We start from the raw sequence: 26,720 nt of genomic DNA, 5'->3' as shown, positions 1-26,720 counted from the left end.
GGCATAATGAGCATAAATAGAAGGCAATTTTTGTCATTATGTTTAAAAGGCGGGGTGTCGGCAGCGGCGCTAACCAGCTTACAACTTCAAGCATTAGCGGGTTCAACAAATGCTATTGAATTGGGTGATTATAAAGCCCTAGTATGTATATTTTTATATGGCGGTAACGATTCACTAAATATGCTAATGCCGTTAGAGGGCGAGCAACGAAATTTGTATGAAAAAAGCAGGCAAAACTTGGCGGTTGCTTCGCCTATTGCGCTTAATACTAATTCGTCGTTTGCTGGTGGTGTAGGGCTGCACCCAGCGCTTGCACCCATGCAAAGTGTGTTTGATTCGGCTAACTTGGCATTTGTTGGCGGAGTAGGTACTTTGCTTGCACCAACCACGCTTGACGATTATAAAAATAAAGCAGTACCGCTGCCTCAACACTTGTTTTCACATAACAATCAACAAGCAGCGTGGATGTATGGTCGTGAAAAGGAATCGCTAAATAATGGTTGGGGAGCGCGTTTGCTAGAGCGCTTAAATCAGCAAGATCAGTTTGCTGCAAACATATCGCTCGATGGCACCAATCTTTGGCAAACAGGCGCGCAAACTAAGGCGTTTTCGCTTAATAAAAGCGGTATAAGTAAAGTAAACGCTTTTGGCGGTTATCAGCCAAGAACTGAGCATGTAACCAATATTATGAACCGTATAATGGGTAATACGAATCATCCATTAACGGGTGCTTACGCTAATAGTTTTAATTCGGCGATTAGAAATACCCAAACAATGAATAGTGCGCTTGAAGCCGCCCCTGAACTTATTACCTCATTTAGCGATACAGGGTTGTCGAAGCAACTAGCTGCGGTAACTAAGGCGATTAGTGTGCAAGCAAAGTTAAGTACGCAGCGCCAAGTGTTTTTTGTTTCTATGGGAGGGTTTGATACACACGATAATCAATTGAATACTCACCCTGCATTGCTTAGCACACTAGCACAAGGACTTAACGAGTTTAATAGTGCGATGAATGAGCTGAATATGGCTGACAAAGTAACGTCGTTTACTATGTCGGACTTTGGCCGTACGCTAACATCTAATGGCGATGGCACGGATCATGGTTGGGCAGGAAACCAAATCGTTATGGGAGGCGCAGTTAAAGGCGCCAATATATATGGGGAGTTATTAACTCAACATTTAGGCGGACCACAAGATACCGGCCGAGGGCGATTAATACCAAGTGTTGCAAATGAGCAATATTTTGCCACACTAGCTAAGTGGTTTGGTGTTCCTGCATCAGAATTAGGTGATATATTTCCAAACTTAAGATACTTTAATCAGTCGACATTAGATTTTATGGTTTAATTCGTTATTAATGTAACCCAAATTCCATCGCAAACAGTATAAAACTGTTTGCGAATAAAAAATTCATGTAATGGAGTAAATTAATGAAAGTTTTAGTAAGTTTGGTGAGTTTAATCGCCTTTTTAATGGTTGTATTACCCGGGCCATTATATAAATTTGGTGTTGTTGAGTTAGGCACTGCATTTGCTGGATTTAGGTTTGGTGTTTACGTGGGGGGAGCTGCGCTTGTATTACTTTTGGTGCAGGTTATATTTATGCGTAAAACAGCCACTGTAAGTAGCACTGTAGTGGCTGTTATATTTGCGGGTATTGCTATTTTTATGCCGCTTAATATGATGGATAAAGCGAAAAGTGTGCCGCCAATTCATGATATTTCGACAGACGTAGTTAATCCACCAAAGTTTGTAGCTATTGCACCACTGCGTGCCGATGCGCCAAACCCAGTGACCTATGCCGGGGCAGAAACGGCTGCGCAACAGCTTAAAGCTTACCCAGAACTGACTACCCTTAATTATGCTTACCCAAAAAGTGAGCTAGTAGTGGCTACAGTGCAAGCGATTAAAAATTTGGGTTGGGAGTTAGTTAATAGCGATGCTAGCCAAGGGATTGTTGAAGCAACCGAGACCACCACCTGGTTTGGTTTTAAAGACGATATAGTGGTGCGTATTAAAGATGAAGGCTCTCAGCGTTTTGTTGATATTCGTAGTAAGTCGCGTATTGGTCGCAGTGATTTAGGTAAAAATGCAGAGCGTATTCATACATTTGTAGATGAATTAAACGCGGTACTGGCAAAATAATTAGGGCAAACCTAAATGTTAAGTTACTAACAATTAAGTTACCAACAATCAAATGGAACCCAAGCGTACGGCTTGGGTTTTTTATCATCAGTTAGTGTTCACAGCTAAGCAAGTATACTTATTTGGTATTTATATTTTTAACATACTATGGAGTTATTATGAAAACAGTAGGATATGCAGCAAAAAGCCAAGGTTCAGAACTCACCGAGTTTTCTTTTGAGCGCCGCGATTTACGAAATAACGATGTAGAAATTGAAATATTATACTGTGGAGTTTGTCATTCAGACTTGCACGCGGTACGTAATGATTGGGGCGGTAGTCGCTACCCGTTAGTACCCGGACACGAAATTGTTGGTAAGGTTATGTCGGTAGGTAGCGACGTTACAAAATATAAGCAAGGCGATACGGTTGCTGTTGGCTGTATGGTCGACTCATGTAAAAGTTGCGATCAGTGCGATAATAACGAAGAGCAGTTTTGCCGTGAAGGCATGGTAGGCACATACGCAGGAACAGATCGTGTTAACGGCGATATGACCCAAGGTGGGTATGCTAAACATGTTGTAGTGCGTGAAGAGTTCGTACTCTCAGTACCTAAAAACTTAGAGCTGTCGCGTGTTGCACCGCTGTTGTGTGCAGGCATTACTACCTACTCGCCATTACATAAGTGGGGCGTTAAAAAAGGCAGTCGTGTTGCTGTAGTTGGTTTAGGTGGTCTTGGCCATATGGCGGTTAAAAACGCTGTCGCTATGGGCGCAAGCGTTACGGTAGTTGGCCGTAGTGAGTCTAAAAAAGACGATGCGGTTAAACTAGGTGCCCAGCATTATTTAGTGTCGTCAAACGATGATGCAATGAAAAGTGCGCAGTCAGCCTTCGACGTTATTATTGATACCGTACCGGTAAAGCACGATTTATCTATTTACACACCACTGCTAGATATTGATGGTACGCTGGTTATTGTTGGTCAGGTTGGCCCGGTTGATGAGCTAAGCACAGTGCCATTATTAATGGGGCGTCGCCGTATTGCAGGCTCACTTATTGGTGGTATTGCACAAACGCAGCAAATGCTTGATTTTTGTGGCGAGCATAATGTATTACCCGAATGTGAAATGATCAATATTGATGAAATAAATACAGCTTATGAGCGAATGGAAAAGTCTGACGTTCGTTATCGTTTTGTTATTGATATGGCATCGTTAAGTGTTTAATTACACTTAGTAATTAAAAATAAAAAGAGCCGCAAATTAGCGGCTCTTTTTAGTTAACTATTAAGCCTCTTTTGCTACAAACGATTTATTGCTCATTTGTAAGTAGCTAAGTAACCACATAATAAACCCACCAACAAAAAGAGCAGCGGCAACATAGCCTGTTTGATTTGGCGCGGCACCTTGCGCAATTGCAATGCCTCCAACCCAAGGGCCAATTGCATTAGCAACATTAAAAGCACACTGTACTAACGCGCCTATCATGGCATGCCCATTAGGAGACACATCCATTAGTAAGGTTTGTACTAGCGTTGCTAAACCTAAACTGCAGCCAATAAAAAATATAACCCCATAAAGCAGCCAAATGTTATAGCTTGCGGTTACATAAGCAAAGGCAAATACAATAGTGCAAACTAGTACTAAGCCAGTTGTTTTAATTGCTGATTTATCTGCCGCTTTACCTAATACATAATTACCTAATGTTGAGCCAATACCAAACATCACCATAGCAATCGAAATGGTGTAGGGCGCTGTTTCGGTTACTTCTAAAATAGTATCGGCAACATAGGTATAAATACAAAATACCCCACCAAAACCAATAATTACAATACCCAAAATAGACCAAACCAGCTTGTTTTTTAATACTCCAAACTCATTAAGTAAATTAGATGGTTTAGTGTTTTCAATATTTGGCACAACTTTATATACAAAAATAAAAGCAATAAAAGCTAAAACACCTGCACCGGCTAAGCAGTAACGCCAGCTTAAGTTTTGTCCTACTAAAGTTACCACAGGTACGCCAACAATGGTGGCAATGGTCAAACCCATAAAAACTTTCGACATAAAGCTTGCACGCTTACCTGCAGGGGCAATTTCAGAGGCTAATAAAATAGCTGCACCAAAATAAGCACCATGGGGCAAGCCACTTAAAAAGCGAAACAATACCAATTGCTCAAGTGACGTTGCAAAAGCGCTTAAGCTATTAGAAATACACATTAAGCTTAAAAATATAAGCAGCGCTTTGCGTTTTCTCATATTCGCAGTAGTTAACATTAAAATGGGCGCACCAACAACAACACCTAAAGCATAAGCGCTTATAGCGTAGCCACTTTGCGAAGGCGTTGAGCCAAAAGTTTCACTGATCAGTGGCAGCATAGGCATCATCGAAAATTCAGATAACCCTAAAATAAAAGTACCGAGCGCAAGCACGATTAATATAGCTGTTCGGTTAAGTTGATTAGATGGCGGCGCTACATTAGCGGTCATAAAAATCCTTTGAGATTAATGTTTAATTCATAAAAACTAGGGCAACAAGCAAACTGTAAAGTGTTGTTGCTGCGAAAAAAGCAAAAGAAGTGTTGTTGTAAATGCTGGGAATAAATAGGCGGCCATTTTAAGCCAAATAACATAGGGCGTCATCTATTAGCTGGCCGTTAAAGGTAAATTAATTACTTTAATAAAATCTTAATGTCGTGTGGTTAATTTAGAGAGGCAAATAACCTAATATAAAAAGATAAGCTTGGCTAAAAATGCTGATTATAGTTAATAAAGTGCGACATTATGTCGCGCATGCAAGTAAGGTGAATCCAGTATAATTACGTCATTAATAATAGCAGTCCAAAGAATAAAATAATGGCGCATAAAATAATATACCGTACACCTTACTTACTCTCACCTTTAGTGTTTTTAACAAGTGGGCTTTTATCTCCTTTAGTATTTGCCGACGATACATCTTTAGAAGTGATTGAAGTACATGGGGATGCTCAAAATAAACATTTAGTACTTGGCTCTACAGAGTCGCTATTAAGTGATTTAGGTGTCGATTTTTCAGCAGCTGGTGGCGTATCTAATTTACCTATTTTAAATGGTTTAATGGGCGACAGAGTAAAAGTATTAGTTGATGGCGCAGAAATAACGGCGGCATGCGCTAATCAAATGAATCCGCCGTTGTCTTACATTTCGGCGAACCAAGTTACGTCTTATCATGTGGTTGCCGGTGTATCACCGGTAAGTGCAGGTGGCGATAATATAGCAGGTGTAATAAGTGTTAACTCTATTGCACCGCAATACACTCAAAATAGCGATTTAGCATGGCATTCTGGTTATGTATCGGCAAAGTACAGCACTGCTGACAATGGTCGTAATTTTGGAGTAGGTGCACGTTTAGCAAGTAATACACTTAGCGTTAATTATCAGGGCTCGTTTAGTGATGCAAACAGCTATGAAGACGGGAACGGCGATGTAGTGCTTGATACGTTGTATCGCGCCCAAAATCACAGTTTAACCGCAGCTATACGCGACGATAAACAGCAGGTTGTAGTTAAGCTTAGTCATCAAAAAATTCCGTATCAAGGCTTTGCTAATCAGTATATGGATATGACAGATAACACCAGTTACGGGGTTACAGCGCAATACAAACGAGCATTTGCGAGCAGCGAGTTTGCAGGACAAGTAAATTGGCATAGCGTAAAACACGATATGGGATTTTTTAGTGCAGAAAAAATCGGCATGATGCCAATGAAAACCGACGCAGAAGATATAAGCAGCCAGTTAAAATGGCGTATAAATTTAGATAACGATAGCAGCATATTGCTAGCTCAAGAATATTACCATTATAGTATTGATGATTGGTGGCCAAGTATTACAGGCTCGGCCATGATGGGGCCAAACGACTATAAAAATATTAATAATGGAAAGCGTGAACGCATTGCACTTGTTGCAGAATATGAAAGCCAAAATAGTAAAAAACTATGGTTAAACACGGGTGTGCGTATTGAAAATATAAATACCCAAGTAAGTGAAGTACAGGCATATAACACAGGTATGCACATGGGCGGTATGCATATAGGGCCAAGTGACGCTATAGCAGCAAATACGTTTAATGCAGGGAGTAGAAATAAAACCGATACTGTAGTTGATGCAAACGTATTAATTAATTACCAAATAACTAACGTTGATGAACTGCAACTTGGTATTGCTCGTAAAAATCGCGCGCCAAACTTATACGAGCGATACAGTTGGGGGGGTAGCAATATGGCAACCACCATGATTGGCTGGTACGGCGATGGTAATGGTTATATTGGCACCCCAGATCTTGGCGTTGAAACCGCACATACAATGAGTGCTACTTATACTAAATTGGCAAAAGACGACAGCTGGCGTTTAAGCACTAATATTTGGTATACCGATGTGAGTGATTATATTGATGCTGACATAGTAAGGAACTTTAATAGTTCAGGCATTGACGGTAATAGTCGCAATATTTTGCAGTTTACTAATGTAGACGCCATTTTATATGGCGCTAAAGTAGATTTAAGTGCCAGTATTTATCAATCTGAACAGTTAGGTCAGTGGCAGTTAAAAGCAAATATAACTAACACCCGTGGCAAACGCGACGGTAACTCTAGCACTCAGCCGCTTTATCAAATTAAACCATTGCAAACCCAGCTTGGTATTAGCCAGCAAGTTGGTAATGTTGAAAACTCACTTTTATGGCAATGGGTCGATACTAAAACGAGAGTAGATAACAACCGCTTTGAAAACCAAACCGATAGCTATCATTTAGTTAATTTAAGTTCTAAAACAGTGTGGGATGCATTTACGCTAAGTGTTGAGGTAACAAATTTATTTGATCAGTATTACCAACTACCATTAGGTGGGGTTAGCATTGCTGGGTTTAAACAAGATAACGCAACCGGCTTTACACAATTAGCAGGACAAGGAAGATCATTAAATTTAGCATTAAGCTACGCGTTTTAAGGTTGAAACGGTAAATAGAAAGGCTATATAAATTTACTATGGCTTTTAAATTAATAGTTACCACTGTGGTAGTAGGTTATTGAGCGATACGCTACTTTTACCACAATAGATCCGTAAAAACTTAAAGCAATAAGCGCCTAAAAGCGCTTATTGTTGCTCAGCTTCAGGTTCAGCGGTTTGCTCAGTTGTTTGTTCTACTTTTTCGTCAGTAAGTTTTTCAAGTTTTTCGCGCTCAGCTTTTGATACATAACCTGGCTTTTTGCTTTTATGTAATTTGGCATTGGTGCGCTTGTCTTTCTTTTGAAATTTAGTAACGATTTTTTTGCGACGGTTCATGTTTAATACTCATAATTTTAAGGCGCGCATTATATAGCACCAAGTATAAAAGCAACTATATAAATATTTAACTAATTGCACTGGTTGTTATGTGACTTTACCGCAAAGCGCTGTTTGTGTGAGATGCACAAGGTTATAATTATGTTTCTTAGTGATTAATTAAATGGGAATTGTTTTGAAAAAGTTAGCGTTAGCCAGTGTTGCATTATTTGCGTTTAGTGCCCAAGCACAGTTAAATAAAAATATTGATAGTGTTGCCAATTATGCCGTAAATACCTACCAAAGCGCCCAGGTACATACACTAACCAATTTAGTATCATTTCCTACTGTGAATAAAAGCGATATTAGCGCACCACAAAATCCCGACTTTATTGGTTTTAAAGCCTTACTCAAAATGAAAGCGGCCGAGCTGGGTTTAGATTATCAGGATTTAGGCTACACAGTATTAATTGGACTTGGGGAGCAAAGCGATAAAGTAACCGTAGTAACACACGGCGACGTGCAACCAGCTAATGCGAGTAAGTGGCAGCAAAGCCCATTTATTATTGATACAACATCAGAGCCTGGGCGCTTAATTGGCCGCGGTACCGAAGACGATAAAGGCGCAATAGCGACAGCGCTTTACGCCATGAAAGCCATTAAAGATAAAGGCATAACGCTTAATAACCGTATTGAGTTAATGATTTACCTTGCTGAGGAGTCTGATTGGGGCCCGCTTACTGAGTTTATGAAAACCTATGAGCAGCCAAAGTACGCAGTAACAATTGATGCGTCATACCCGGTAGTGGTGGCTGAAAAAGGTTGGAGTTTAATTGCGCCAACGTTCAATGCTACCTCGGCAAAAACAGGCGTTTATGTTAGTGATGTTGCAGGTGGTGCATTTGTAAGCCAAATACCAGAAGACGCCAGCCTAGTACTGCATAATGCCGATGCTAAGTTACTTACTCAATTAAAAGCCAAAGCCAGTACGCTTAAGCAAGTAGAGTTTAACTTTGCTCAGCAAAGCGATACTGCTGTCGCAATTAGTGTAAAAGGCGTATCGGCGCATTCATCAGAGCCAGAGTCGGGTGTTAACGCAATTGCTTATTTAGCCGAAATATTTAAAGGTCTAGTGCTTGAAAATAATAGCGATGGGCAGTTAATTAACTTTGTAAATCAGCTAATTGGTTTAGATATTCATGGCAAACAGTTTGGCGATATTGCCTATAAACATGATTTTATGGGGCCAATGACAGTGGCACCTACTGTGATTGAACGAGAGGGAAATGCCCTAACGCTTAGTGTAAATGCGCGCCGTCCTATGGGCAAAGAAGAGTTGGTGTTAAAGCAGCAAATAGACAGTGCACTAGCAAAATGGCAAGCCACTAACAATGTAACACTAAGTGATGTTAAAACTATTATAGGTACGCCTATGCTACTTGATGACGCGCCGCATGCGCAAAAATTACTTGATATTTTTAAGCACTTTACGGGTGATCAACAAGCCGGCTTTGTCTCTATTGGTGGCGGTACTAACGCTAAGTTATTTGATAATGCGGTATCGTTTGGCCCATCAATGCCAGGTAAGCGTTACACCGGACACTCTGAGCATGAGTTTATTACCCTTGAGCAGCTTAAGCTTAACTTGCGCATGTACACTGCGATGATGATAGAGCTAGGTAATATGTAACTTTACTCTCCTTAGTATAAAAGGAGCATAAAAATACCGGCTAAATATAAATATTAGCCGGTACTTAAATTACTGACTTAAGTTAGTAATTTAAGTCAGCAAAGTTTACATCTGGTAAGCTTTCAAATCCCGGTTTAGCAAACAAATACCCCTGCATAAGCTCAATACCCGCATTTTTAAGCCATGTATATTCTTCTAATGTTTCAATGCCTTCGGCCAATGTTATAACTCCCAGATCGCGAAACATATTTAAGCAATGAGTCACAATTGTTTGGCGTTTTGCATCTTTATCTATATCGCGTATAAGTGCCATATCAAGCTTAATAATATCGGTTTGAAAATCGGCTAATAAATTTAAGCCAGAATAACCCGATCCAAAATCATCAGTGGCTGTTTTAAACCCAAGAGACTGATAATAGTTAACAACGCGTTTTACATGGGCGGTATCTTCAATTTTTTCAACTTCGGTAAATTCAAATAAAATATTTTTTGTTGGGAAGTTATACTTTTCAGCGGCTTCTAATGTAGTGCGAATACAACGCTCAGGTTTATAAATAGCATTAGGAAGAAAGTTTATACTTAAAATGGAGTCTATTTTTAATTTTGCCGCTAATGCAATGGCTTTTATACGGCACAGTTGATCAAACGTATAGCGATTATCGACTGTAATTTTAGAAATAATAGAATAAGCCGACTCATTATTTAGCCCTCTAACTAATGCTTCATAACCGTAAATACTTTGGGTTTTACAGTTAATAATAGGTTGAAAAGCCATGGTAAAATCAAATCCGAGCTCATCTAAATCTGCGCAATTACTACATGAGACCTTTTCACAATTTTTTGCTTTATCATCCATTATTATTGTCCTTTCAATTTAGAGGGGGTAATTACTGTGCTACGCTTTTATCTATAGAAGAGCTGGTGGAGCAAGTGTAATAAAAATTGCTATATACGAAGGTTATTCGAAAACAGCTTTAATAAAAAGTAACAAATTTACTCAGTATTAGAAAGATCATTTTTATTTAAGTAAATCTACCTTGTATCAATTATAACTCCGCAAAACATAATAAAAGTACGAAAAGGTATTTACTACTTTAGTGAGTTAATTGTTTAATTAATCAAAAGGTTAATTAATAAGGTGATTAACTAGGAAGTAGACCAAGCATAATGCTTGGCCTATTGGTGTAATTATTTATGTAATTACTAGCAAGCTAGGTTAAGGGCTTTAAAGTAAGTTTGCTGTGAGTGATATTTCAGCATTCATTAGTTTAGAAATAGGGCAGCCTTTTTTGGTTTGATCGCATAAAGCTTGAAACTGCTCGTTTGCAATATCAGCAATTTTAGCATTAACTTCAAGCGCAATATGGGTAACAGCAAAACCATCGTCTACTTCATCTAAGCTAACCACCGCTTTGGTATCAATGTTGTCGGCGGTAAACCCTGCTTCACCTAATGCTAGCGATAATGCCATACTAAAGCATGCACTGTGCGCCGCAGCTACTAATTCTTCAGGGTTTGAGCCGGGTTTATCTTCAAAGCGGGTATTAAATCCGTAGGGTTGATTATTAAGCGCGCCACTTTGCGTAGAAATACTGCCTTTACCTGTTTTAATATCACCAGACCATTTTGAGTTTGCAGATTTTTTAATTGTCATCATCTTCTCCTTATTGCATTGGCGGTAAGCTTTTCATACTAGGTGAGTGTTATTTGCAAAAATAATCACAAAATAGCTAAAAAGCGTTGTATTTATAAGGTTATTGCAAGATAAGCGCCAGCTATTATTACTTGTTGCACTTACAGCGCTTTGAGCAGTAAATAACATTGTCCCAGTCGCGTTGCCATTTTTTACGCCACGTAAAATGTTTACTGCAAATGGGGCATGTTTTTTGAGGTAAGCTTTGCTTTTTATGAGCCATCGTTAGTGGTTTTATTTTTTACTTGGCTTGTTTTTGCTGTAATTGCAACGTGCTTTTTAAGAATACTCCCTATGGCGCGTTTAACATCCGCTCGCTCGCGATATTGCCATAAGCGCTCGCGCGCTGCTTTTGAAGCAGCTGTTAAATCAAGCATGGGCTCGGGGTAATCTTCCCCTAGCTTAAAATCGTTAAATAGCGCTTCCATTGGAGTTTGTTGCCAAGGCTGGTGTAAATATTCAATAGGGAGTTTTTCAAGCTCGGGGCACCACTTTTTTATAAATGAGCCAGTTGGGTCTTGATCTTCCGATTGTTTAATTGGGTTGTAATGCCTAATAGTATTAATGCCAGTTACCGAGGCTTGCATTTGAATTTGCGGGTAGTGAATTCCTGGTTCAAAATCTAAAAAGTAATTAGCAAGAGGAAAGCTTGCTTGTTGCCAGCTTATATTTAAATGATGCGTTACAAAGCTTACAAGCATGGCGCGCATTCTAAAGTTTATATAACCTGTGGCTTTTAAGCAGCGCATGCAAGCGTCAATAATTGGAATACCTGTTTGACCTTGCGCCCAGCGTTCAATATCGCTTTTTACATGTTCGTCATCACGATACGGAAATACGTGATAACCCGGATTAAGTGCTAAAAACTCCATAGAGCATTCGCTTTCAAACTTTTGCATAAAGTGGCAGTGCCAATGCAAGCGCGATACAAACGCAGCAAGTGGGCGCTTCCAGCCTCTTTTATCAGGATGTTTTGAATAATATTCGTCAAAGGCCATTTGGTACACTTGCCTAAGGCTAATGTTCCCCCAGGCTAAATACGGCGAAAGCCGAGAGCAATGTACTAGGCTCAAACTTGGGCTTGATATTCCTTTTTGATAACCTTTACCACGTTCGGCAAAAAAGCTCTGTAATACAGTGCGTGCTTGCAGCGGGCCGCCTTGTTGAAAACTGTCGTGATTTTGGGTGTAAGCGCTTGGCAGCTCAGGTGCTTGGTAATTATTGAGGGTAATTGTTTTTATACTTTTCCAATTAGGAACCGCGATAGGTGCTTGCATTGTTTGCTGCCAGCGCTCGTTCCAATTATTACGATTTTTTTTGCCGCGAATTACTGCGCCTGTTTGCGACTCCTGCCAATTAATGTGGTTATGTTGGCACCACACTTTAATGGCTTTATCGCGCTCAAAGGTATTGTTTAAACCTATTTCTTGATGGCTAAAAATATTAACTATTTCAAACTGCGTCTTTAACGATTCAAGTAAGTCACCCATGTTTAAATTAAATATATAAACGCAGGCATTAAAGCGTGTTAGTTGATTATTTAACTCAACTATTGATTGATATACAAAGCGCCAATGCCGCTCATTGTAGTGTGCATCTTCAAGCATTAATGGCTCAAAGTTATAAAGTAGTAGGGTAGGTAAGCCGTTACTAAATGCATTTTTTAATGGTTGATGATCGCTAAGACGTAAATCGCGTTTAAACCACACTATGTTTATTTTCATATAATTTGTTTATTGCTTTAAATGGAGATAAAAATTAGTTTGTTATTTAGCTAAGTCAGCCAAGCCTATACGTAACTACTTTGAATTAAGATTTAGTTTTAATGTATTAAAGGGAAAAGTATGTTTTTAGATCTAACCGAAAACACCAGTCAAAATGTTTATTCTTACTTAGTAGGTGCAATAAGCCCTAGACCAATTGCATGGATAAGCACATTAAATAGTGAAGGTATTGCGAATATTGCGCCTTATTCATTTTTTACTGTGGCTAGCTGCAAACCACCTGTTTTAAGCGTTACGCAAGTAAACCCAAGTGATAAAACGAATAAAGATACGCTCAGTAATTTAATGGCAACTAAAGAATGTGTGGTTAATATAGTTAGCCAAGAGCTAGTTGAAAAAATGAATCAAAGTTGTGCAAATTATCCTAGTGATATAAGTGAATTTGATGCAGCTAACATCGCCCAAGCTCCAAGTCTGTTAGTTAACGCGCCAAGTGTTGCCGGTTCAAAAGTACGGTTTGAATGTAAGTTACGCGAGGTTATTAGCATTTCCAATGAGCCTGGCGGCGGAAAAATGATGTTATTGGATGTAGTGGGTATTTGTATAAACGATAGCGTGATGAGTAATGGCTATATTGATCCCAAATTATTAAATGCAGTGGGCAAAATGGGCGGCGATTACTTTAGTACAACCAAAGATAAATTTGTGCTCAAAAGGCCACAATTGTAATTTTAATGTAGATTCTTCCTTAGTTTGTGCACATTGTTTGCACTTTTACTTGTTAACTTTGTTTTATTAAACGTTAATGTAAAGGTTCAAACATTGAAAACGCACTCTAAAATAAAAACCTCGAATGTAGCTAAGTTATTCGCATTAAGTGCACTTTGCATCGCTTTAAGCGCATGTAATAGCGATTCAACAAGTGCAACTATTGAAGGCGAAATAGTCAGTAATGCAGCTCCAACAGTTAATGCGGGTATTGATCAAATAGTTAATGCGGGTGATACCGTTTATTTAAACGCTACGGTTGAAGATGATGGTGAAGTATCGGTTAGCTGGTCGCAAACATCGGGCACAATCGTTAGTTTATCTTTAAGTACTGCAACGTCAACAGAGTTTGTAGCACCTGAGGTATTAACCGACGAAGCACTGATATTTGAACTCAGTGCAGATGATGGCACTAATGATGTTGTTATAGATAGTGTAACAATTACTGTGCGTGCATCATCAGATTATACTAGCAATACCAGTGCAAAGCTTGCTAGTTGGCTAATTAACAAGGATACAACTTCTACTTATATACAAAATAATGGTGCAGTGGTTGAAGATGTGCAATCAGTTGAAGTTGTTAGCGTTGCACAAGATGATGCTCACGTTGAATACATGTACGTGCAAACCACAGATATTCCAAAATATGACGTAACGCTTACACAAGAGCAAGTAGACGCGCTAAATAACCGCCCACGTGCAGCCACCGATTTTTATAACGGTGTAACCTCAGCAGCAGTAGGGCAAACAATCTCTTTTGGTGAAGACATAGGTTATAACAGCAGCACTGAAAATTGTAATGATACAGGCGGTGCAGGCTATTGGCCTCCAGGACCTGGTTGTCCGACTGAACAAGCTGTAGAAGCGTACTTTCCAATAACACCCACCGATTTACCTGACACCGAAACCTGTGAAACTGGCCTAGGTACAGTTGGTTTAATGGTTAATGGCACCAGCATATTTAATTGGGGCGATGGTATGAGCTACGGTAATAATGTTTGGTATACGTTAGCGCCAATTGCCGAACAATACGATGTGGATGTATGTGGCGGACACGCTGCTAACGGAGAATATCATCATCATTTTTACACGAGCTGCTTAGCTGATTTACTTGAAGATGATGGCGATGCGCATTCACCAATTTATGGTTTTGCAGCTGATGGCTACCCACTTTATGGCCCTTATGAAAGTAACGGGCAACTTGCATTAAGCGGTTGGGAAATGCGCGATTATGGTGCATCAACAAGCGAGGGCGGTTGTGGTACGCAAGGTGAGCGAAGCTGTACTTTAGTCAATCAATACGATATTAGCCAAGGTACACAAATAAGCGATACAGGCCCAGCTATTGGCGCAGAAGTAACAACACTTTCAGGTAATACATTAAATGCCGACGACGGTTATTATTTTGAAGATTATTACTACGCCCAAAAAACAGTAGCAGGTGCACAACTTGATGAGCATAACGGCCACGATACCAACGATGGTAAAGGTTATCACTACCACATAACACTTTCGTTAGACAGCGATGGTAAATTACAGCCTTCGTTCCCTTATCAAATTGGGCCACGTTTTAAAGGTCAATTAGCTGATAATTCAATTGGTCGCTGTGATACGGGCGAAACAATGGGTCCACCACCAAGAAGGTAAGGAGTAACTATGCGCTATTTTAAATACGCATTGATCCTAACTACTGCTGTGCTATTGAGCTTTAAGCTCTTTGCGCAGCAGGAAATGATGGATCATAGCCATATGCCTATTGCAGTACCAAACGCTGCACCCACACCGGCACTGAGCCTTAAGTTATTAAAAGATAGTATGTCGGGTTATAACTTAATTCTAGATACACAGCGTTATGATTTATCAGTGCCTCCTGAGGGCGCCATGAACATGCAACAAATGATGAGCGCGACAACAAACGAAAATACCGGTTTTTTACAAGGCCACGCTCATTTATATATTAATGGCGTTAAAATACAGCGAATTTACGGACATGCATTGCATTTACCTGCTAACTTATTTAAAAGTGGTATAAATACCGTATCGGTTACTTTAAATAATCATGGTCACATGTATTGGACCGCTCAGGGCAAAAAAATAGTTGCTACGTTGTATGTTAATGATCAAACCAAAGAGTTTATAACATACCGATTTGAAAGCTTTCCTAGCAAGGTTAAAAATACGCATTAATGAAAATTCATAATAAACTTTTTTTAATACTATTTAGTTTTACCTTTAGTGTTATTGCAGGGATGGTAATACTTATACAGTGGAGTATAGGGCAAGGCGTTATTGATTTTGTTAATGCAAAAGAGATAAAAGCATTAGAACCACTTACGCTACAACTTGCAAAGCAGTATCAAAAAACGCCCTCGTGGGAGTTAGTTATTGGCGGCGACAAAAACTTTAGAATGCTTATAGAATCGCAACTAGAAAACAGCCAGTTTTTATCTAAGTTACCAAAAAGCCCTGATCCAAGAGGGCGAATGATGCGCCGGCCACCACCATCCGAGCATATTGTTTTAGGCGCGCGCCGACCACCTCCTGAAAATATTGCTCATTATGCTTTGCTTGACGAAAATAAACAGCGAATAGTGGGCAGGTATTTAAGTAATTTAAACTATATGACTACAGCCATTACAGTGAATAATAAAGCGGTTGGTTATTTAGCTGTATCCAAAAGAGATAGCTTAGTTGATGGCTACGAACTTGATTTTTTACAGCAGCAAACAAACTACTTATGGTTTATTGCTTTAGCGGCGGTACTGCTTACATTACTGGTTACCTTTTTATTATCTCGGCATTTAGTTAGCCCAGTAAAACAAATAGCTAACGGTATGCACCGCTTAACGCAAGGCAATTACGAGACTAAGCTGACCCTAGATCGAAAAGACGAACTAGGGCAGTTAAGCGAGGATTTTAATACGCTTGCATTTACGCTCGCCAAAGACGAGCAAGTACGTAAACGCTGGCTTGCCAATATTTCTCATGAGCTTAGAACGCCAATGAGCATTTTGCTTGGTGAGCTTGAAGCTATGCTACTTGGCATACGCGAGCCAAATGCAAAAAATATAAACTCGGCCAACGACGAAGCCCTGCATTTAAAGCGCTTAATAGACGATTTGCATATGCTCAATAGCGCAGAGTTAGGGGGCATGCATTACACTATGCAAGCTACTGATATGGCATTGTTATTAAATACTATTGAGCAAAAATATCAGGTTATACTTGAGCAACATAATATAAAGCTCTACCTATTAAATGCTGCAAAAAATATAACCGTTCAAGCAGATAAAACACGCCTTTTACAGTTATTCGATAATATTTTAATGAACGCAGTGCATTACGCACAATGCTCTACTATTTCATTAACGGCGAGTAATATAAGTATTAAAGGGCAAATGTATTTACAGCTTATTATTGAAGATAATGGCGTGGGGGTTGAGCCATCGCATTTATCGCACTTATTTGAGTATTTATACCGAGTAGATAGTTCGCGAAATCGCCAAGAGGGCGGTTCGGGTTTGGGGTTATCTATTTGTCAGCACATAGTTAAAGGTCATAAAGGCGAGATTAAAGCTGAAAAATCTAGTTTAGGCGGTCTTGCTATCATTATTAAATTACCCTTATTTAAAGCTTAGAGGACACTATGCAAGAGCAAATACTGATTGTAGAAGATGAGGTTAAGCTGGCTAACTTAATAAGCGATTTTTTAACAAGCCATCATTACATAACGCATCAAATACATCATGGTAATGAAGTACTACCTTGGCTTGAAATTAACAAGCCTAGTGTGATTTTGCTCGACATAATGCTACCTGGTCAAAGCGGAATTGAATTGTGTAAAGCAATTAGGCAGTTCTCTAATGTGCCTATCATTATGGTGTCGGCAAAGGTAGAGGAGATTGACCGATTACTTGGGCTTGAATTAGGAGCCGATGATTATATTTGTAAGCCTTTTAGTTATGCGGAGCTGGTGGCGCGTGTTAAAGCTATTTTAAGGCGCTTGAATAACGTTGAGCCAAAAACCAATGTTATGCAACTTGATGAAAGCACCTACAGTGTAAAATACAAAGCAGCAAGTATTGAGCTTACCAATGTTGAGTTTCAGTTATTTAAGCCCTTGTTTAACAACCCTAACCGTATTTATTCGCGCGATAGCTTAATGGATACTATGTACGCCGATCAACGTATTGTGAGCCAGCGTACTATTGATAGTCATATAAAAAAATTGCGTAAAAAGCTGGACGAATTAACCAAAACCGACAGCGTTATTCAATCGGTTTATGGTGTTGGTTATCGCTTTGTAAATCCACAGCAGTGTAATTAACAACAAAATGTTTGATTAATTAGCATAATACGATGCGTTAACGTAAGTAATTAATAACCACTTTAGCTTTTTACTCGCATTAGCATTTTGCTATCATTTTAAATTTATGCATTAGCGATATACATTATTTTGACTTCCTCATTATTTGCACATTATTTGCATTTTTACAGCGTAATCTTTTGTTATTAATTAAACAAAAGGTTACGAGCATGAAACACTTATCATCACTTACAATTATTACACTATTGTCGGTTGCTTTTTCAGTAAATGTTGCAGCAAGAGGCAGCGATAGCAAACCATCTAAACCTGATTTTTCAAGCATGGATACCAATGGCGATGGCGTAATTAGCTATGCAGAGTTTAGCGCTAAAAAACCACCACACGGCGAAGACGCACAAACAATTTTTGACGAAATAGATTCAGATGGTAATGGCGAAATTAGTGAGCAAGAAGTAAATGATCATAAACCACCTCGTCGTAAGCGTTGAAAGGATACTGTAATGATTAATAATATTAGCAGTAATTCTGCAAGCCTGGTGCTGCAACAAAGTAGCCAAACCGCAAAGTTAACAACAGCACAAAGTGACTTTGTAAAACAAACACTCGCTGAATTCGATGCCGAAAATTTAACGGCAGAAAACGCGCTAAGTATTCAAGCTGCACTTAAAGAGCAAGGTATAGCGCCAACAAAAGAGTTGGCTGAGCTAATGGACGAGTTGGAGTTTGACGCTAAAAGCATAGGTGATGATGCTCGACCTGAAGGTCAGCGCCCGCCACCACCGCCTAAAAATTCAATTGAGCAAGTAAATACTAAAGATGTAGTTAGTTATTTAGATGAGTTGTTAGCGCAGTATTCAAGCCAGTTAAATGACGAAGATAAAAGTTCTATTTTATCGGCGGTTCAAGAAAAGTTTGCTTTATCACAAGGTGATTCGATACTGAGTGTTAAAGCGTAATTATAAATAAGGCAACACCTAAACTAAAAAATCAGCTATTACAGCTGATTTTTTAGTTTATCAATAACAGCAAGGTTAAAAGTCACTACTACTGTGGCGCTCTGCTAGTTGCTCTTCTTCAGGTCCCCATGTGCGGTTAACGCGACGACCACGTTTTACGCCAGGGCGTTTTGAAACCTGTTTAGCCCAACGTACAACATGAGTGTATGAGGCAACATCTAAAAATTCAGCTGCATCATAAATGTCGCCAAGCACTAAAGAGCCATACCAAGGCCAAATTGCGATATCGGCAATTGAGTACTCATCTCCTGCCATGTATTCGTTTGCACTTAAATGGCGGTTTAGCACGTCAAGCTGGCGCTTGGTTTCCATGGTGAAACGATCAATAGGATATTGCATTTTAGTGGGTGCATAACTATAAAAGTGGCCAAAGCCACCACCTAAGTACGGCGCTGAGCCCATTTGCCAAAATAGCCAGTTACGACATTCAGTTTTAGCTTTTAAATCTTTAGGTATAAGCACATCAAACTTTTCTGCTAGGTATTGCAGTATAGAGCCCGATTCAAAAATACGCGTTGGCGGCGTGGTTGAATGATCCATTAACGCTGGAATTTTTGAATTTGGATTAATATCAACAAAGTCAGAACCAAACTGATCACCATCACCTATGCTGATTAAATATGCGTCGTATTCTGCATCGGTTAAGCCCAGCTCTAACAGCTCTTCAAACATAATAGCGGCTTTTTGACCATTTGGTGTAGCAAGCGAATAAAGCTGAAATGCGTGCTCGCCAATAGGTAAGGTTTTGTCATGAGTTGCGCCGGCAATGGGGCGATTAATGCTGGCAAATTTACCGCCACTCTCACTGTCCCATGTCCAAACTTTGGGTGGGGTGTATTGATTTTGATCACTCATAAAAATAACCTCTGTTTAAATGAAATACATATAAAAAATATATGTATTAATAAATGTGGCCATTAAAATAAATTAAAGGCGAGTTTTTTGACTTTTAAGTTTGTCGGATTTTGCTAATTTATAGCCTAAAAACAATCCGCTCAATGCTCCAAATAAGTGGCTTTCAAACGAAATATGCAAGCGCTGTGGTAGTACACCCCAAACAAATCCGCTGTAAAGTAGGGCAACGACAACAGCAATAACAATGGATTTAAATGAACGTCTAATTACGCCATAGCAAAGTATAAAACCCCACAACCCATATATAACGCCACTTAAACCAACATGAATATTACTACGACCAAGTGCCCATACTAAAAAACCACCTACTAATGCGGTAAAAATAAATACGTTATAAAAACGCTTAACGCTGTATTGGCAAATTAACCAACTTAAAACCATAAAAGGCAGCATGTTACTGGCAAAGTGCCACCAACTGCCATGTAAAAATGGCGCGCTCAGTATGCCAATTAAGCCATTAATGCTGCGCGGATAAATGCCAAAACCATTAAGGTTAATGCCAGGTAAGCTATTAATTAGCTGTAACACAAAGCAAATTGTAACAATACTAAAAATAGCGAAGCGTTTGCTTGTTAGTAATGACCGTGTGGTTGCCATATAATAGTCCTAGTTGAGCTTAATAGTTGCCAGTATAGGAATTGTATTTGCTAATGCAAAGCAATTAAAAAAGCACAGCATTAAATGCTGTGCTTTTTACTTATAAATCGTTATTAACCTAGTTTGGTTAGTAGCTTTTTAGCAGCAAGTTCTGAGCTTGCTGGGTTTTGACCGGTAATTACTAGGCCATCTTCGAGTACAAGTACACCCCAGTCATCCGTTTTTTGATAGTCGCCGCCTTTTTTAATCAGTTCGTCTTCTACTAAAAACGGCACTATGTCGGTAAGTTGTACTGCCGCTTCTTCACTGTTAGTAAAACCAGTTACTTTTTTACCAGCAACAAGTGCATTACCATCGGCATCTTTAGTATTCAAAAATACGGCACTGGCATGACAAACAGCCGCTACTGGCTTTTGCTCTTTAATAAAGCTTTCAATAAGTGCAATAGAGTCGGTGTTTTCTACTAAGTCCCATAGTGGGCCGTGGCCGCCTGGGTAAAATACCGCGTCAAAATCTGTCGAATTTACTTCACTAAGCACTTTGGTATTGGCCATTAATGCTTGTGCGGCGCTGTCTGCGTCGTAGCGTTTAGTTGCATCAGTTTGAAAATCAGCAAGAGTACTTGTAGGGTCTATCGGGGGCTGGCCGCCATTTGGCGATGCAAGAGTGACTTCAACGCCTGCATCTCTAAATGCGTAATAAGGGGCTGCGAATTCTTCTACCCAAAAACCTGTTTTTTCACCTGTGTTGCCCAATTCTGCATGTGAGGTTAAAACCATAAGTATTTTTTTAGCCATTAGAATATTCCTTTTGATGATTTAAATTAGTTAATTTTGCTACCAACTACTATATGCACTAATAATGCTTTAAACAACGATGATAAATTTAACTTTATTGGTTCAATAATTGATACAATAATGCAGTGGATTTAGGAGATGTTATGAAAGTGTCGTTTGAGCAGTTAAAAAGTATGGTGGTGTTTGCACAAATTGTAGAGCAGGGTAGTTTAACCGCTGCGGCTAAGCATTTAGGTTTAACGCGTGCGGTGGCAAGTTACCATTTAAAAAAATTAGAAACCCAACTTGAAATTACCCTACTAAATCGCTCAACACGCACTATGGCATTAACAGAGGCGGGAGTGGCGTATTACGAGCGCTGCAGAATAATTACTGAGCAAGCCAATGCGGCAAATCAACAAATAGAAAATATAAAAAGTGAGCCTCAGGGGCTGCTCAAAATTAGTTGTCCGGTAAATGTAGGGATGCAATTAATAGTGCCTGCTATTAATAGCTTTAAACGCCAATACCCCAAAATTAACATAGACCTACAACTTAGCGATGATGTAGTTGATATTATAAAGCATGGTTTTGATTTTGCCATTCGTGGGGTGGCGCTAAGCGACTCTAATTTACAAGCAACGAAACTCACAACAATGAGTACCTGTATTTGTGGCTCGCCAGATTACTTTGCTCATTTTGGCAAACCTAAAAACCCTGTTGAGTTAGCTCAGCATCAATGGGTGGTGTATCAATTGGGCAGTAAAACGTTAACCCTTTCAAAAGAAGGTAAAAAACACGACATTACAATGCAAGGCGGTTTAAGTACCAATAACGCTGCTGCCCGTACTGCTTTTGTTGAAGCCGGGCATGGCATAGGCCGTATTCCACTGTACGATGCGTGGCCTAAAGTGCAAGCAGGGTTGTTAGAAATTATATTAGACGATTACAAAAGCAAAGATATTGAGCTTTATGGGGTGTTTCCGCCAGGCGCAGCAGGCTCTAAAAAATTGCGGCTATTTATAGATTATTTAAAAGCCTACTTTGTAAAACAACATACTGCTTTAGGCATGCTAAAAAATATTTAACATGCACGCTGGTTAAAAGATTTATTATCCAGCGTTTGGATTAATTTAAACATCTAATTTATAAAGTGCGGTTAAATAATGCCACAGCTTGTTGATACATACTTATTGCAAGCGCTGCGTCGTATCGCTCACCTTCGTCGCGCATAAAGGCATGTTGTGCGTTTACTTCTTGCCATTGGTAATTTATACCCGTATTAACGCATTGCTGATAAATTTTAGTGCGGCCTTCTTGCGGCACATGTGGATCTTGTTTACCCCATACAAAGTGAATTTCGCCTTGTATATCTGCTATACGTTCAAATGAGTTATTACCTGGTTTTGCCGGTAATGTATTACTGTGAATATCGGTTGCGTATAAACAAAATGCAGCTTTAATTTCAGGGTTTAATGCGGCTCTATATGCTAAATGCCCACCAATACATACACCCATTACACCAAGCGTACCTGTGCAATAGTTTTGTTGTTTTACAAAGTCGATCATGGCTTGGGTGTCGCTATCGTGATGCTCTAAAGGTTTAGCCCATTTGTCGGCATTACCTTTGTCTTTACCTGCGTCGTCGTAAGCGAGCACAGTGCCAATAGGATTTAACTCATGAAATACTTCAGGTACTAATACTACAAAGCCATGGCTTGCTAAAATAGCGGCGCTGCGGGCAATAGGGGCGGTTTGCTGAAAAATTTCAGAGTAAAAAATAAGTGCAGGAAACAACCCTTGCGCCTGAGGGCGGTATATAGTGGTTCGCATCAACCCTGTAGGGGTAGGCAAGTCGGCGTTATGTTGTTCGATGATCATAATTGCGCTCAGTTATATAAATTTATATGGTAACTGAGCGCGATAAAATATACGACTAGTTAAAGACTAGCAGGCATTTTATTGCAACTTGCGTAGTAGCTTACGGTTGCTGGCCAGTCGGAAAATATAGCCATTACGCCAACATCTTGCGCAAGTACATCAACTACTTTCATCATGTCGCCATCGTTATTTATTACATCAGCAATTGATTGATAATAATAGCCACCACCTTGGTTAAGTGGACCTGAGCGCTCAAGGCTCCATGCAATAAGCTCTAAGCCTGCAGCTTTAGCGGCAATTGCGTATTGTGATGGCACAATATTGCTTTCTTTATCTATTTTTAACATCATCCAAATAGGTGGGGCTAAAATTTTCACCCCATTAGTAACCAGTTCATCCATGCTAGGTTGCCATGTTTGTGGATTACTTGGATCGAACCCAGCATCGCTATCGCGCCCGTCAAGATAGACACTTTGATCAGCAAAATCAGGATTGTTGTTTATCCAATATTTTACGTCATCAAGATTAAATGATTGCGGGTATACTCGCGATGCCGGTATACCCATTTGCATGTATTCATCTAACATTTTTTGCGCGTATTGCTCTTGTGTCATGCCTTTAAAAGGCATGCTAACTTCTGGTGATTTAAGCTCAGGAGTCATTTTTACCCCGAGTGCTTTAAATAACGCAATACTTTGTTTATGCGTCATTAATGTGCCATTAGTTGCGTATAAGTCGGTGCGCCAATTGGGAGTGCCCTGCATATACTGCTTAGCAGTAGTTGCTTGCATGTTTGCACCATCCATTTTGCCTTTAAGCGTTAAAAACTCGCTCAAGCTAATGTCGCTAGTACAGCACTTTGCAGAGGCGGTTACTGCATTTTTAGCGTCGGCGGGGATAAATGGTTCGCTGCATTTAGCCGCTAATTCAGGAATGGCTAAAATATTGGTTGTGGTGTGTAAATCGCATTGTGAATGGCGACATACAAGCTCATTATCGTTTGTAAATGTAACATCGCACTCTATAACACCTGCGCCCATTCTTGCAGCAGCAGTGTAGGCTTCTTTGGTATGCTCAGGGTACTGCATAGACGCACCGCGATGCCCAATTGAAAAGTCGGTGCGATAAAAAGGGCCTTCACTACACGATTCTAATTGTGCCTTTAAATCACCAGCGTCCATATCGTTAATTAAATAATAAGGACGCGTACCCAGTTGAGTATTTTGTTTGTTAATTAGTGTATTGCTACAGCCAGTAATTATAAAAATAAAACAGGCGACTAAAATTATTTTATCGAGCATTTAAAACAACTTTAAATTATTAAGATAATGTAAGTGTAGCGCTATTTTATGGCACTTTTATTAAAGTATTGATTCACCAATAATGCAGCTAAAATAATTCCAGCACCAATAGCTAGCCTGAATAAATCGGCATCTCTGTTCCAAATAAGCACATTAACAATAATACCAGCAGGGATCAGTAAGTTATTCATTACCGCCAGCGCCCCCACATTTACTAAGGTAGCCCCTTTGTTCCAAACAAAATAACCAAACCCAGACGCTACGATTCCTAAATAAATAAGCACGCTCCATTGAGTTGTGGTTGTCGGTAGTTTATCGGTATTGCCAAACAGCAGGTAGCACACTAAAGCAACGCACAAAGCGCCGATAAAAAACCAACCGAACACCGATTTGTGCTCAAGGGTACTGTTACTCATTAAGCGTTTATAGGCCACTTGGCCAATGGCAAAGCACAGGTTAGCCGCTTGGACTAATAATAAGCCAAGCAAAAAGTCGCTACTTATGCCTTCATACCTAATGGCTACCGCGCCACCAATGGCAATAATAGCAACAATAAAAAAGCGAGGGTTAAAGTGTTTTTCTAAAGCATCGTTTAGTAGGGTGATATAAAGCGGGGTCATTACTGTAAATAGTAGTACTTCAGGCACGCTTAAATATAAAAAGGAGTGATAGTAAAAGCTGTACATAGCGCCAAGTTGTACTGCGCCAATAAGCATTAATTTTAACGCCAATGGTTTAGGAGTCTGTTTAACCTTTAAAAACGGTAAAAAGATTAATGCAGCCAGTGCAATGCGGATTAGCACACTAAACCATGCATCAACTTGGCCTGCTAAATACACACCAATTAAGCTAAACGAGAACGCCCATAATAGGGTGACGGCAAACAAGTAAGCCATGGTTTTTATAACTCCAAATAAAACAACGAGTTTAACCTAGATAATAAAAAAGGGTAATAGTCCACTTGATAAAACAAGTGGACTAAAAAGTAACTATTGTGAACTTACAAATTGCTTTGCTTGTAGTTTTAAATGCTCTAGCGCTTTTTTATTGTAGTAGCGGTTATGGCTAATAACGCCTTGTAATGATTGCGTGTTACTAATATCAACTAACGGATTGCGCGCTAAAATAATAATATCTGCCACTTTACCTACCTCTAAACTGGTAAATTGCTGCGTTTTACCTAAAAATTTAGGCCCAGCTATTGTGGCACTTTGTAGTGTTTGTAACGGGGTAAGCCCGTAATCACTAAAAATAGCGAGTTCTTGATGCAACGACAATCCCGGATAAATATAAGAATTTAAAAAACCGGCGTCGGTACCTGCAATAATTGATACGCCAGCTTGCTGCACCCAAGGGAGTAATTTTGCCGTTTTTATAAAGCGCTCTTTGCGTTGTGTTATTTGCTCAGGGGTATCTTTATTTGCGCGATCAACTCGCCATTGGTAGGTGGCTTTTAATCCTTTGCCTAAATAATTTAGGTACTCGTCTTGCTGATGGTCGTTTTCATCAATGTAGGCCGTAATTTGGCCGCCAATTAAGGTAGGCACAACAGCGGTATTATTTTTTGCGAGTACGCGATATTTTTTCATTGCTGTGGCTTTGTCAACATGCTCAGTAATAATTGGCAGCGCACTGGAGTAGCTCAGTATACCTGATTTTACCTTAGCAGAAATTTCTTGTTCGTTATCGGCGGCGGCTTTTAACATGTAGGTCATATGCTCAATCGCATCAAGCCCTGCGTTTGACACATCGGTTACCGAAAGCGAAAAAGGAATATGCCCCGAAATTTGATAACCGCGCTTTTTAACTTCTTTTACTGCTTGTAAGTATAACTGTGGCGTTAAAGCGCTGTCGGTAATTTTAATAAAATCGACATTCATGGCCTCAAGTTTATCAATGGCGGCGTGCATTTCTGCGCTGGTTTCTACTTCTAAGTCGCCAGGCCAAATTGAGTCTTTACCTTCTAGCTTTGGCCCTGAGGTATAAATAGTAGGGCCTATTAATGTGCCTTGATTAATTTGCTCGCGCCATTGTAATACCGATTCACTTAAATCAGCGGCTGCATCGCGCACTGTGGTTATGCCATAGGCTAAATATAACGGCAGTAACTGTTTGTTTTCTGTTATTAGTTGCTCACCGCCGCCAAAGTGTACATGCATATCCCAAAGCCCAGGCATTACATATTGACTACTGGCATCAATTTGACTCGTAGCGCTGTAACGTAAATTTAGCTCATTGCCGCCGCGGGCTACAATAGTAGAGTTTTTGATAACAATGGATTGATTAGCCGTAATTTTCCCTGTCATCATATTAATTACATTGGCGTGGTTAATAATAATGTCGGCTTGTTGTTTTTGAGTCACTTGGTTACAAGCAGCTAAAATAAGCGTGATGGGGAGTATTAATATGAGTTTCATAGCGGCACCTGAATTTTTTATTCAGATTAACATAGTTGTTTAAAGTGGTATTTTCTTTGAGTTAAAAGGTTATAAAAGTGGGTTAAGTTAATGGCAATAAAAAAGCCCGCAAGCGGGCTAATGCCAGTCAGTTAACACTGACTGGCTTTTTTTTATACGGATATTTAGATGGTTTCTTTTTCACACATCGTGGAA

Annotated in this window: 26 protein-coding genes; 13 read left to right on the top strand and 13 right to left on the bottom strand. The window is 39.6% G+C overall.

The features are described 5' to 3' along the window. Positions 1–6 precede the first annotated feature (6 nt). The 3 genes from AAEZ22_RS03565 (at position 7) to AAEZ22_RS03555 (ending at position 3,349) form a co-directional block, all read left to right on the top strand. A complete protein-coding gene (locus AAEZ22_RS03565) occupies positions 7–1,347 on the top strand; it encodes a DUF1501 domain-containing protein (RefSeq protein WP_352296201.1) in 1,341 nt (446 codons plus the stop codon). A gap of 83 nt (positions 1,348–1,430) precedes the next feature. Further along, positions 1,431–2,144, top strand: a complete 714-nt coding sequence (locus AAEZ22_RS03560; protein ID WP_086998780.1) for a DUF1499 domain-containing protein — start codon at positions 1,431–1,433, stop codon at positions 2,142–2,144. Between the two features lie 158 nt (positions 2,145–2,302). Further along, positions 2,303–3,349 (top strand): NAD(P)-dependent alcohol dehydrogenase, encoded by a 1,047-nt coding sequence (locus AAEZ22_RS03555; protein ID WP_179807884.1) that lies wholly within the window; start codon positions 2,303–2,305, stop codon positions 3,347–3,349. 60 nt (positions 3,350–3,409) lie between these two features. On the opposite strand, the gene AAEZ22_RS03550 is transcribed toward AAEZ22_RS03555, so the two are convergent. Beyond that, positions 3,410–4,612, bottom strand: a complete 1,203-nt coding sequence (locus tag AAEZ22_RS03550; protein ID WP_011328864.1) for an MFS transporter — start codon at positions 4,610–4,612, stop codon at positions 3,410–3,412. Positions 4,613–4,978: 366 nt separating this feature from the next. On the opposite strand from AAEZ22_RS03550, the gene AAEZ22_RS03545 reads away from it, so the two are divergent. After that, entirely contained in the window at positions 4,979–7,105 is a 2,127-nt protein-coding gene (locus tag AAEZ22_RS03545; RefSeq protein ID WP_352296198.1) for a TonB-dependent receptor plug domain-containing protein, read from the top strand. Between the two features lie 147 nt (positions 7,106–7,252). Here AAEZ22_RS03545 and AAEZ22_RS03540 read toward each other — a convergent pair whose 3' ends face one another. Then, the gene (locus tag AAEZ22_RS03540; RefSeq protein ID WP_011328862.1) at positions 7,253–7,441 is read right to left on the bottom strand and encodes a DUF2986 domain-containing protein; all 189 of its coding nucleotides are present in this window, start codon (positions 7,439–7,441) and stop codon (positions 7,253–7,255) included. A gap of 175 nt (positions 7,442–7,616) precedes the next feature. On the opposite strand from AAEZ22_RS03540, the gene AAEZ22_RS03535 reads away from it, so the two are divergent. Beyond that, a complete protein-coding gene (locus AAEZ22_RS03535; protein WP_352296195.1) occupies positions 7,617–9,110 on the top strand; it encodes a dipeptidase in 1,494 nt (497 codons plus the stop codon). 82 nt (positions 9,111–9,192) lie between these two features. Here the strand turns inward: AAEZ22_RS03535 and AAEZ22_RS03530 are convergent, their stop codons facing one another. The 4 genes from AAEZ22_RS03530 to AAEZ22_RS03515 form a co-directional block, all read right to left on the bottom strand. After that, positions 9,193–9,966 (bottom strand): EAL domain-containing protein, encoded by a 774-nt coding sequence (locus AAEZ22_RS03530; protein ID WP_352296192.1) that lies wholly within the window; start codon positions 9,964–9,966, stop codon positions 9,193–9,195. A gap of 369 nt (positions 9,967–10,335) precedes the next feature. Further along, positions 10,336–10,764, bottom strand: coding sequence for an OsmC family protein (locus AAEZ22_RS03525; RefSeq protein WP_197182172.1), 429 nt, complete (start codon positions 10,762–10,764; stop codon positions 10,336–10,338). A 127-nt stretch (positions 10,765–10,891) separates the two neighbouring features. Continuing rightward, positions 10,892–11,026 carry a DUF2256 domain-containing protein gene (locus AAEZ22_RS03520; protein WP_352296189.1) on the bottom strand — a complete coding sequence of 45 codons (135 nt, stop codon included), beginning with the start codon at positions 11,024–11,026 and terminating at the stop codon, positions 10,892–10,894. Beyond that, entirely contained in the window at positions 11,016–12,527 is a 1,512-nt protein-coding gene (locus tag AAEZ22_RS03515; protein ID WP_352296186.1) for a cryptochrome/deoxyribodipyrimidine photo-lyase family protein, read from the bottom strand. Before AAEZ22_RS03515 ends, AAEZ22_RS03520 begins: the two co-directional genes overlap by 11 nt. Positions 12,528–12,647: 120 nt before the next feature. On the opposite strand from AAEZ22_RS03515, the gene AAEZ22_RS03510 reads away from it, so the two are divergent. From AAEZ22_RS03510 to AAEZ22_RS03480, 7 genes are all read left to right on the top strand, one after another. Beyond that, positions 12,648–13,256: a flavin reductase family protein gene (locus tag AAEZ22_RS03510; protein ID WP_208834128.1), complete on the top strand. Its 609-nt coding sequence runs from the start codon at positions 12,648–12,650 to the stop codon at positions 13,254–13,256. 33 nt (positions 13,257–13,289) lie between these two features. Next, positions 13,290–14,942, top strand: coding sequence for a YHYH protein (locus tag AAEZ22_RS03505; protein ID WP_352296183.1), 1,653 nt, complete (start codon positions 13,290–13,292; stop codon positions 14,940–14,942). A gap of 9 nt (positions 14,943–14,951) precedes the next feature. Then, positions 14,952–15,482, top strand: a complete 531-nt coding sequence (locus tag AAEZ22_RS03500; RefSeq protein WP_011328854.1) for a hypothetical protein — start codon at positions 14,952–14,954, stop codon at positions 15,480–15,482. Further along, positions 15,482–16,933 (top strand): ATP-binding protein, encoded by a 1,452-nt coding sequence (locus AAEZ22_RS03495; RefSeq protein ID WP_011328853.1) that lies wholly within the window; start codon positions 15,482–15,484, stop codon positions 16,931–16,933. Before AAEZ22_RS03500 ends, AAEZ22_RS03495 begins: the two co-directional genes overlap by 1 nt. 8 nt (positions 16,934–16,941) lie before the next feature. Continuing rightward, entirely contained in the window at positions 16,942–17,622 is a 681-nt protein-coding gene (locus AAEZ22_RS03490) for a response regulator (protein ID WP_089368620.1), read from the top strand. A 209-nt stretch (positions 17,623–17,831) separates the two neighbouring features. Continuing rightward, positions 17,832–18,110 carry an EF-hand domain-containing protein gene (locus AAEZ22_RS03485; RefSeq protein WP_352296180.1) on the top strand — a complete coding sequence of 93 codons (279 nt, stop codon included), beginning with the start codon at positions 17,832–17,834 and terminating at the stop codon, positions 18,108–18,110. Between the two features lie 12 nt (positions 18,111–18,122). After that, entirely contained in the window at positions 18,123–18,578 is a 456-nt protein-coding gene (locus AAEZ22_RS03480) for a hypothetical protein (protein WP_208834129.1), read from the top strand. 75 nt (positions 18,579–18,653) lie between these two features. Here AAEZ22_RS03480 and yghU read toward each other — a convergent pair whose 3' ends face one another. From yghU to AAEZ22_RS03465, 3 genes are all read right to left on the bottom strand, one after another. Further along, positions 18,654–19,493 (bottom strand): glutathione-dependent disulfide-bond oxidoreductase, encoded by an 840-nt coding sequence (gene yghU / locus AAEZ22_RS03475; protein ID WP_011328849.1) that lies wholly within the window; start codon positions 19,491–19,493, stop codon positions 18,654–18,656. A gap of 72 nt (positions 19,494–19,565) precedes the next feature. Then, entirely contained in the window at positions 19,566–20,150 is a 585-nt protein-coding gene (locus tag AAEZ22_RS03470; RefSeq protein WP_086998823.1) for a rhomboid family intramembrane serine protease, read from the bottom strand. Between the two features lie 113 nt (positions 20,151–20,263). Next, positions 20,264–20,947 carry a type 1 glutamine amidotransferase domain-containing protein gene (locus AAEZ22_RS03465; RefSeq protein ID WP_086998826.1) on the bottom strand — a complete coding sequence of 228 codons (684 nt, stop codon included), beginning with the start codon at positions 20,945–20,947 and terminating at the stop codon, positions 20,264–20,266. A 143-nt stretch (positions 20,948–21,090) separates the two neighbouring features. On the opposite strand from AAEZ22_RS03465, the gene AAEZ22_RS03460 reads away from it, so the two are divergent. Then, positions 21,091–22,014 carry a LysR family transcriptional regulator gene (locus tag AAEZ22_RS03460; RefSeq protein ID WP_011328846.1) on the top strand — a complete coding sequence of 308 codons (924 nt, stop codon included), beginning with the start codon at positions 21,091–21,093 and terminating at the stop codon, positions 22,012–22,014. 58 nt (positions 22,015–22,072) lie between these two features. On the opposite strand, the gene AAEZ22_RS03455 is transcribed toward AAEZ22_RS03460, so the two are convergent. The 4 genes from AAEZ22_RS03455 to AAEZ22_RS03440 form a co-directional block, all read right to left on the bottom strand. Next, positions 22,073–22,807: a dienelactone hydrolase family protein gene (locus tag AAEZ22_RS03455; RefSeq protein WP_352296177.1), complete on the bottom strand. Its 735-nt coding sequence runs from the start codon at positions 22,805–22,807 to the stop codon at positions 22,073–22,075. Positions 22,808–22,866: 59 nt separating this feature from the next. Continuing rightward, entirely contained in the window at positions 22,867–24,108 is a 1,242-nt protein-coding gene (locus AAEZ22_RS03450; protein WP_352296174.1) for a glycerophosphodiester phosphodiesterase family protein, read from the bottom strand. Positions 24,109–24,149: 41 nt separating this feature from the next. Continuing rightward, positions 24,150–25,004 (bottom strand): carboxylate/amino acid/amine transporter, encoded by an 855-nt coding sequence (locus tag AAEZ22_RS03445; RefSeq protein ID WP_011328843.1) that lies wholly within the window; start codon positions 25,002–25,004, stop codon positions 24,150–24,152. A gap of 93 nt (positions 25,005–25,097) precedes the next feature. Continuing rightward, positions 25,098–26,525: an amidohydrolase family protein gene (locus AAEZ22_RS03440; RefSeq protein WP_352296171.1), complete on the bottom strand. Its 1,428-nt coding sequence runs from the start codon at positions 26,523–26,525 to the stop codon at positions 25,098–25,100. Between the last annotated feature and the right edge of the window lie 195 nt (positions 26,526–26,720).

The organism is Pseudoalteromonas sp. 20-MNA-CIBAN-0454 (assembly GCF_040308685.1).
In the GTDB taxonomy this organism is placed as follows: domain Bacteria; phylum Pseudomonadota; class Gammaproteobacteria; order Enterobacterales; family Alteromonadaceae; genus Pseudoalteromonas; species Pseudoalteromonas nigrifaciens.
Note: the sequence above shows the minus strand (reverse complement) of the source record. Positions and strands in the feature narration are given on the sequence as shown.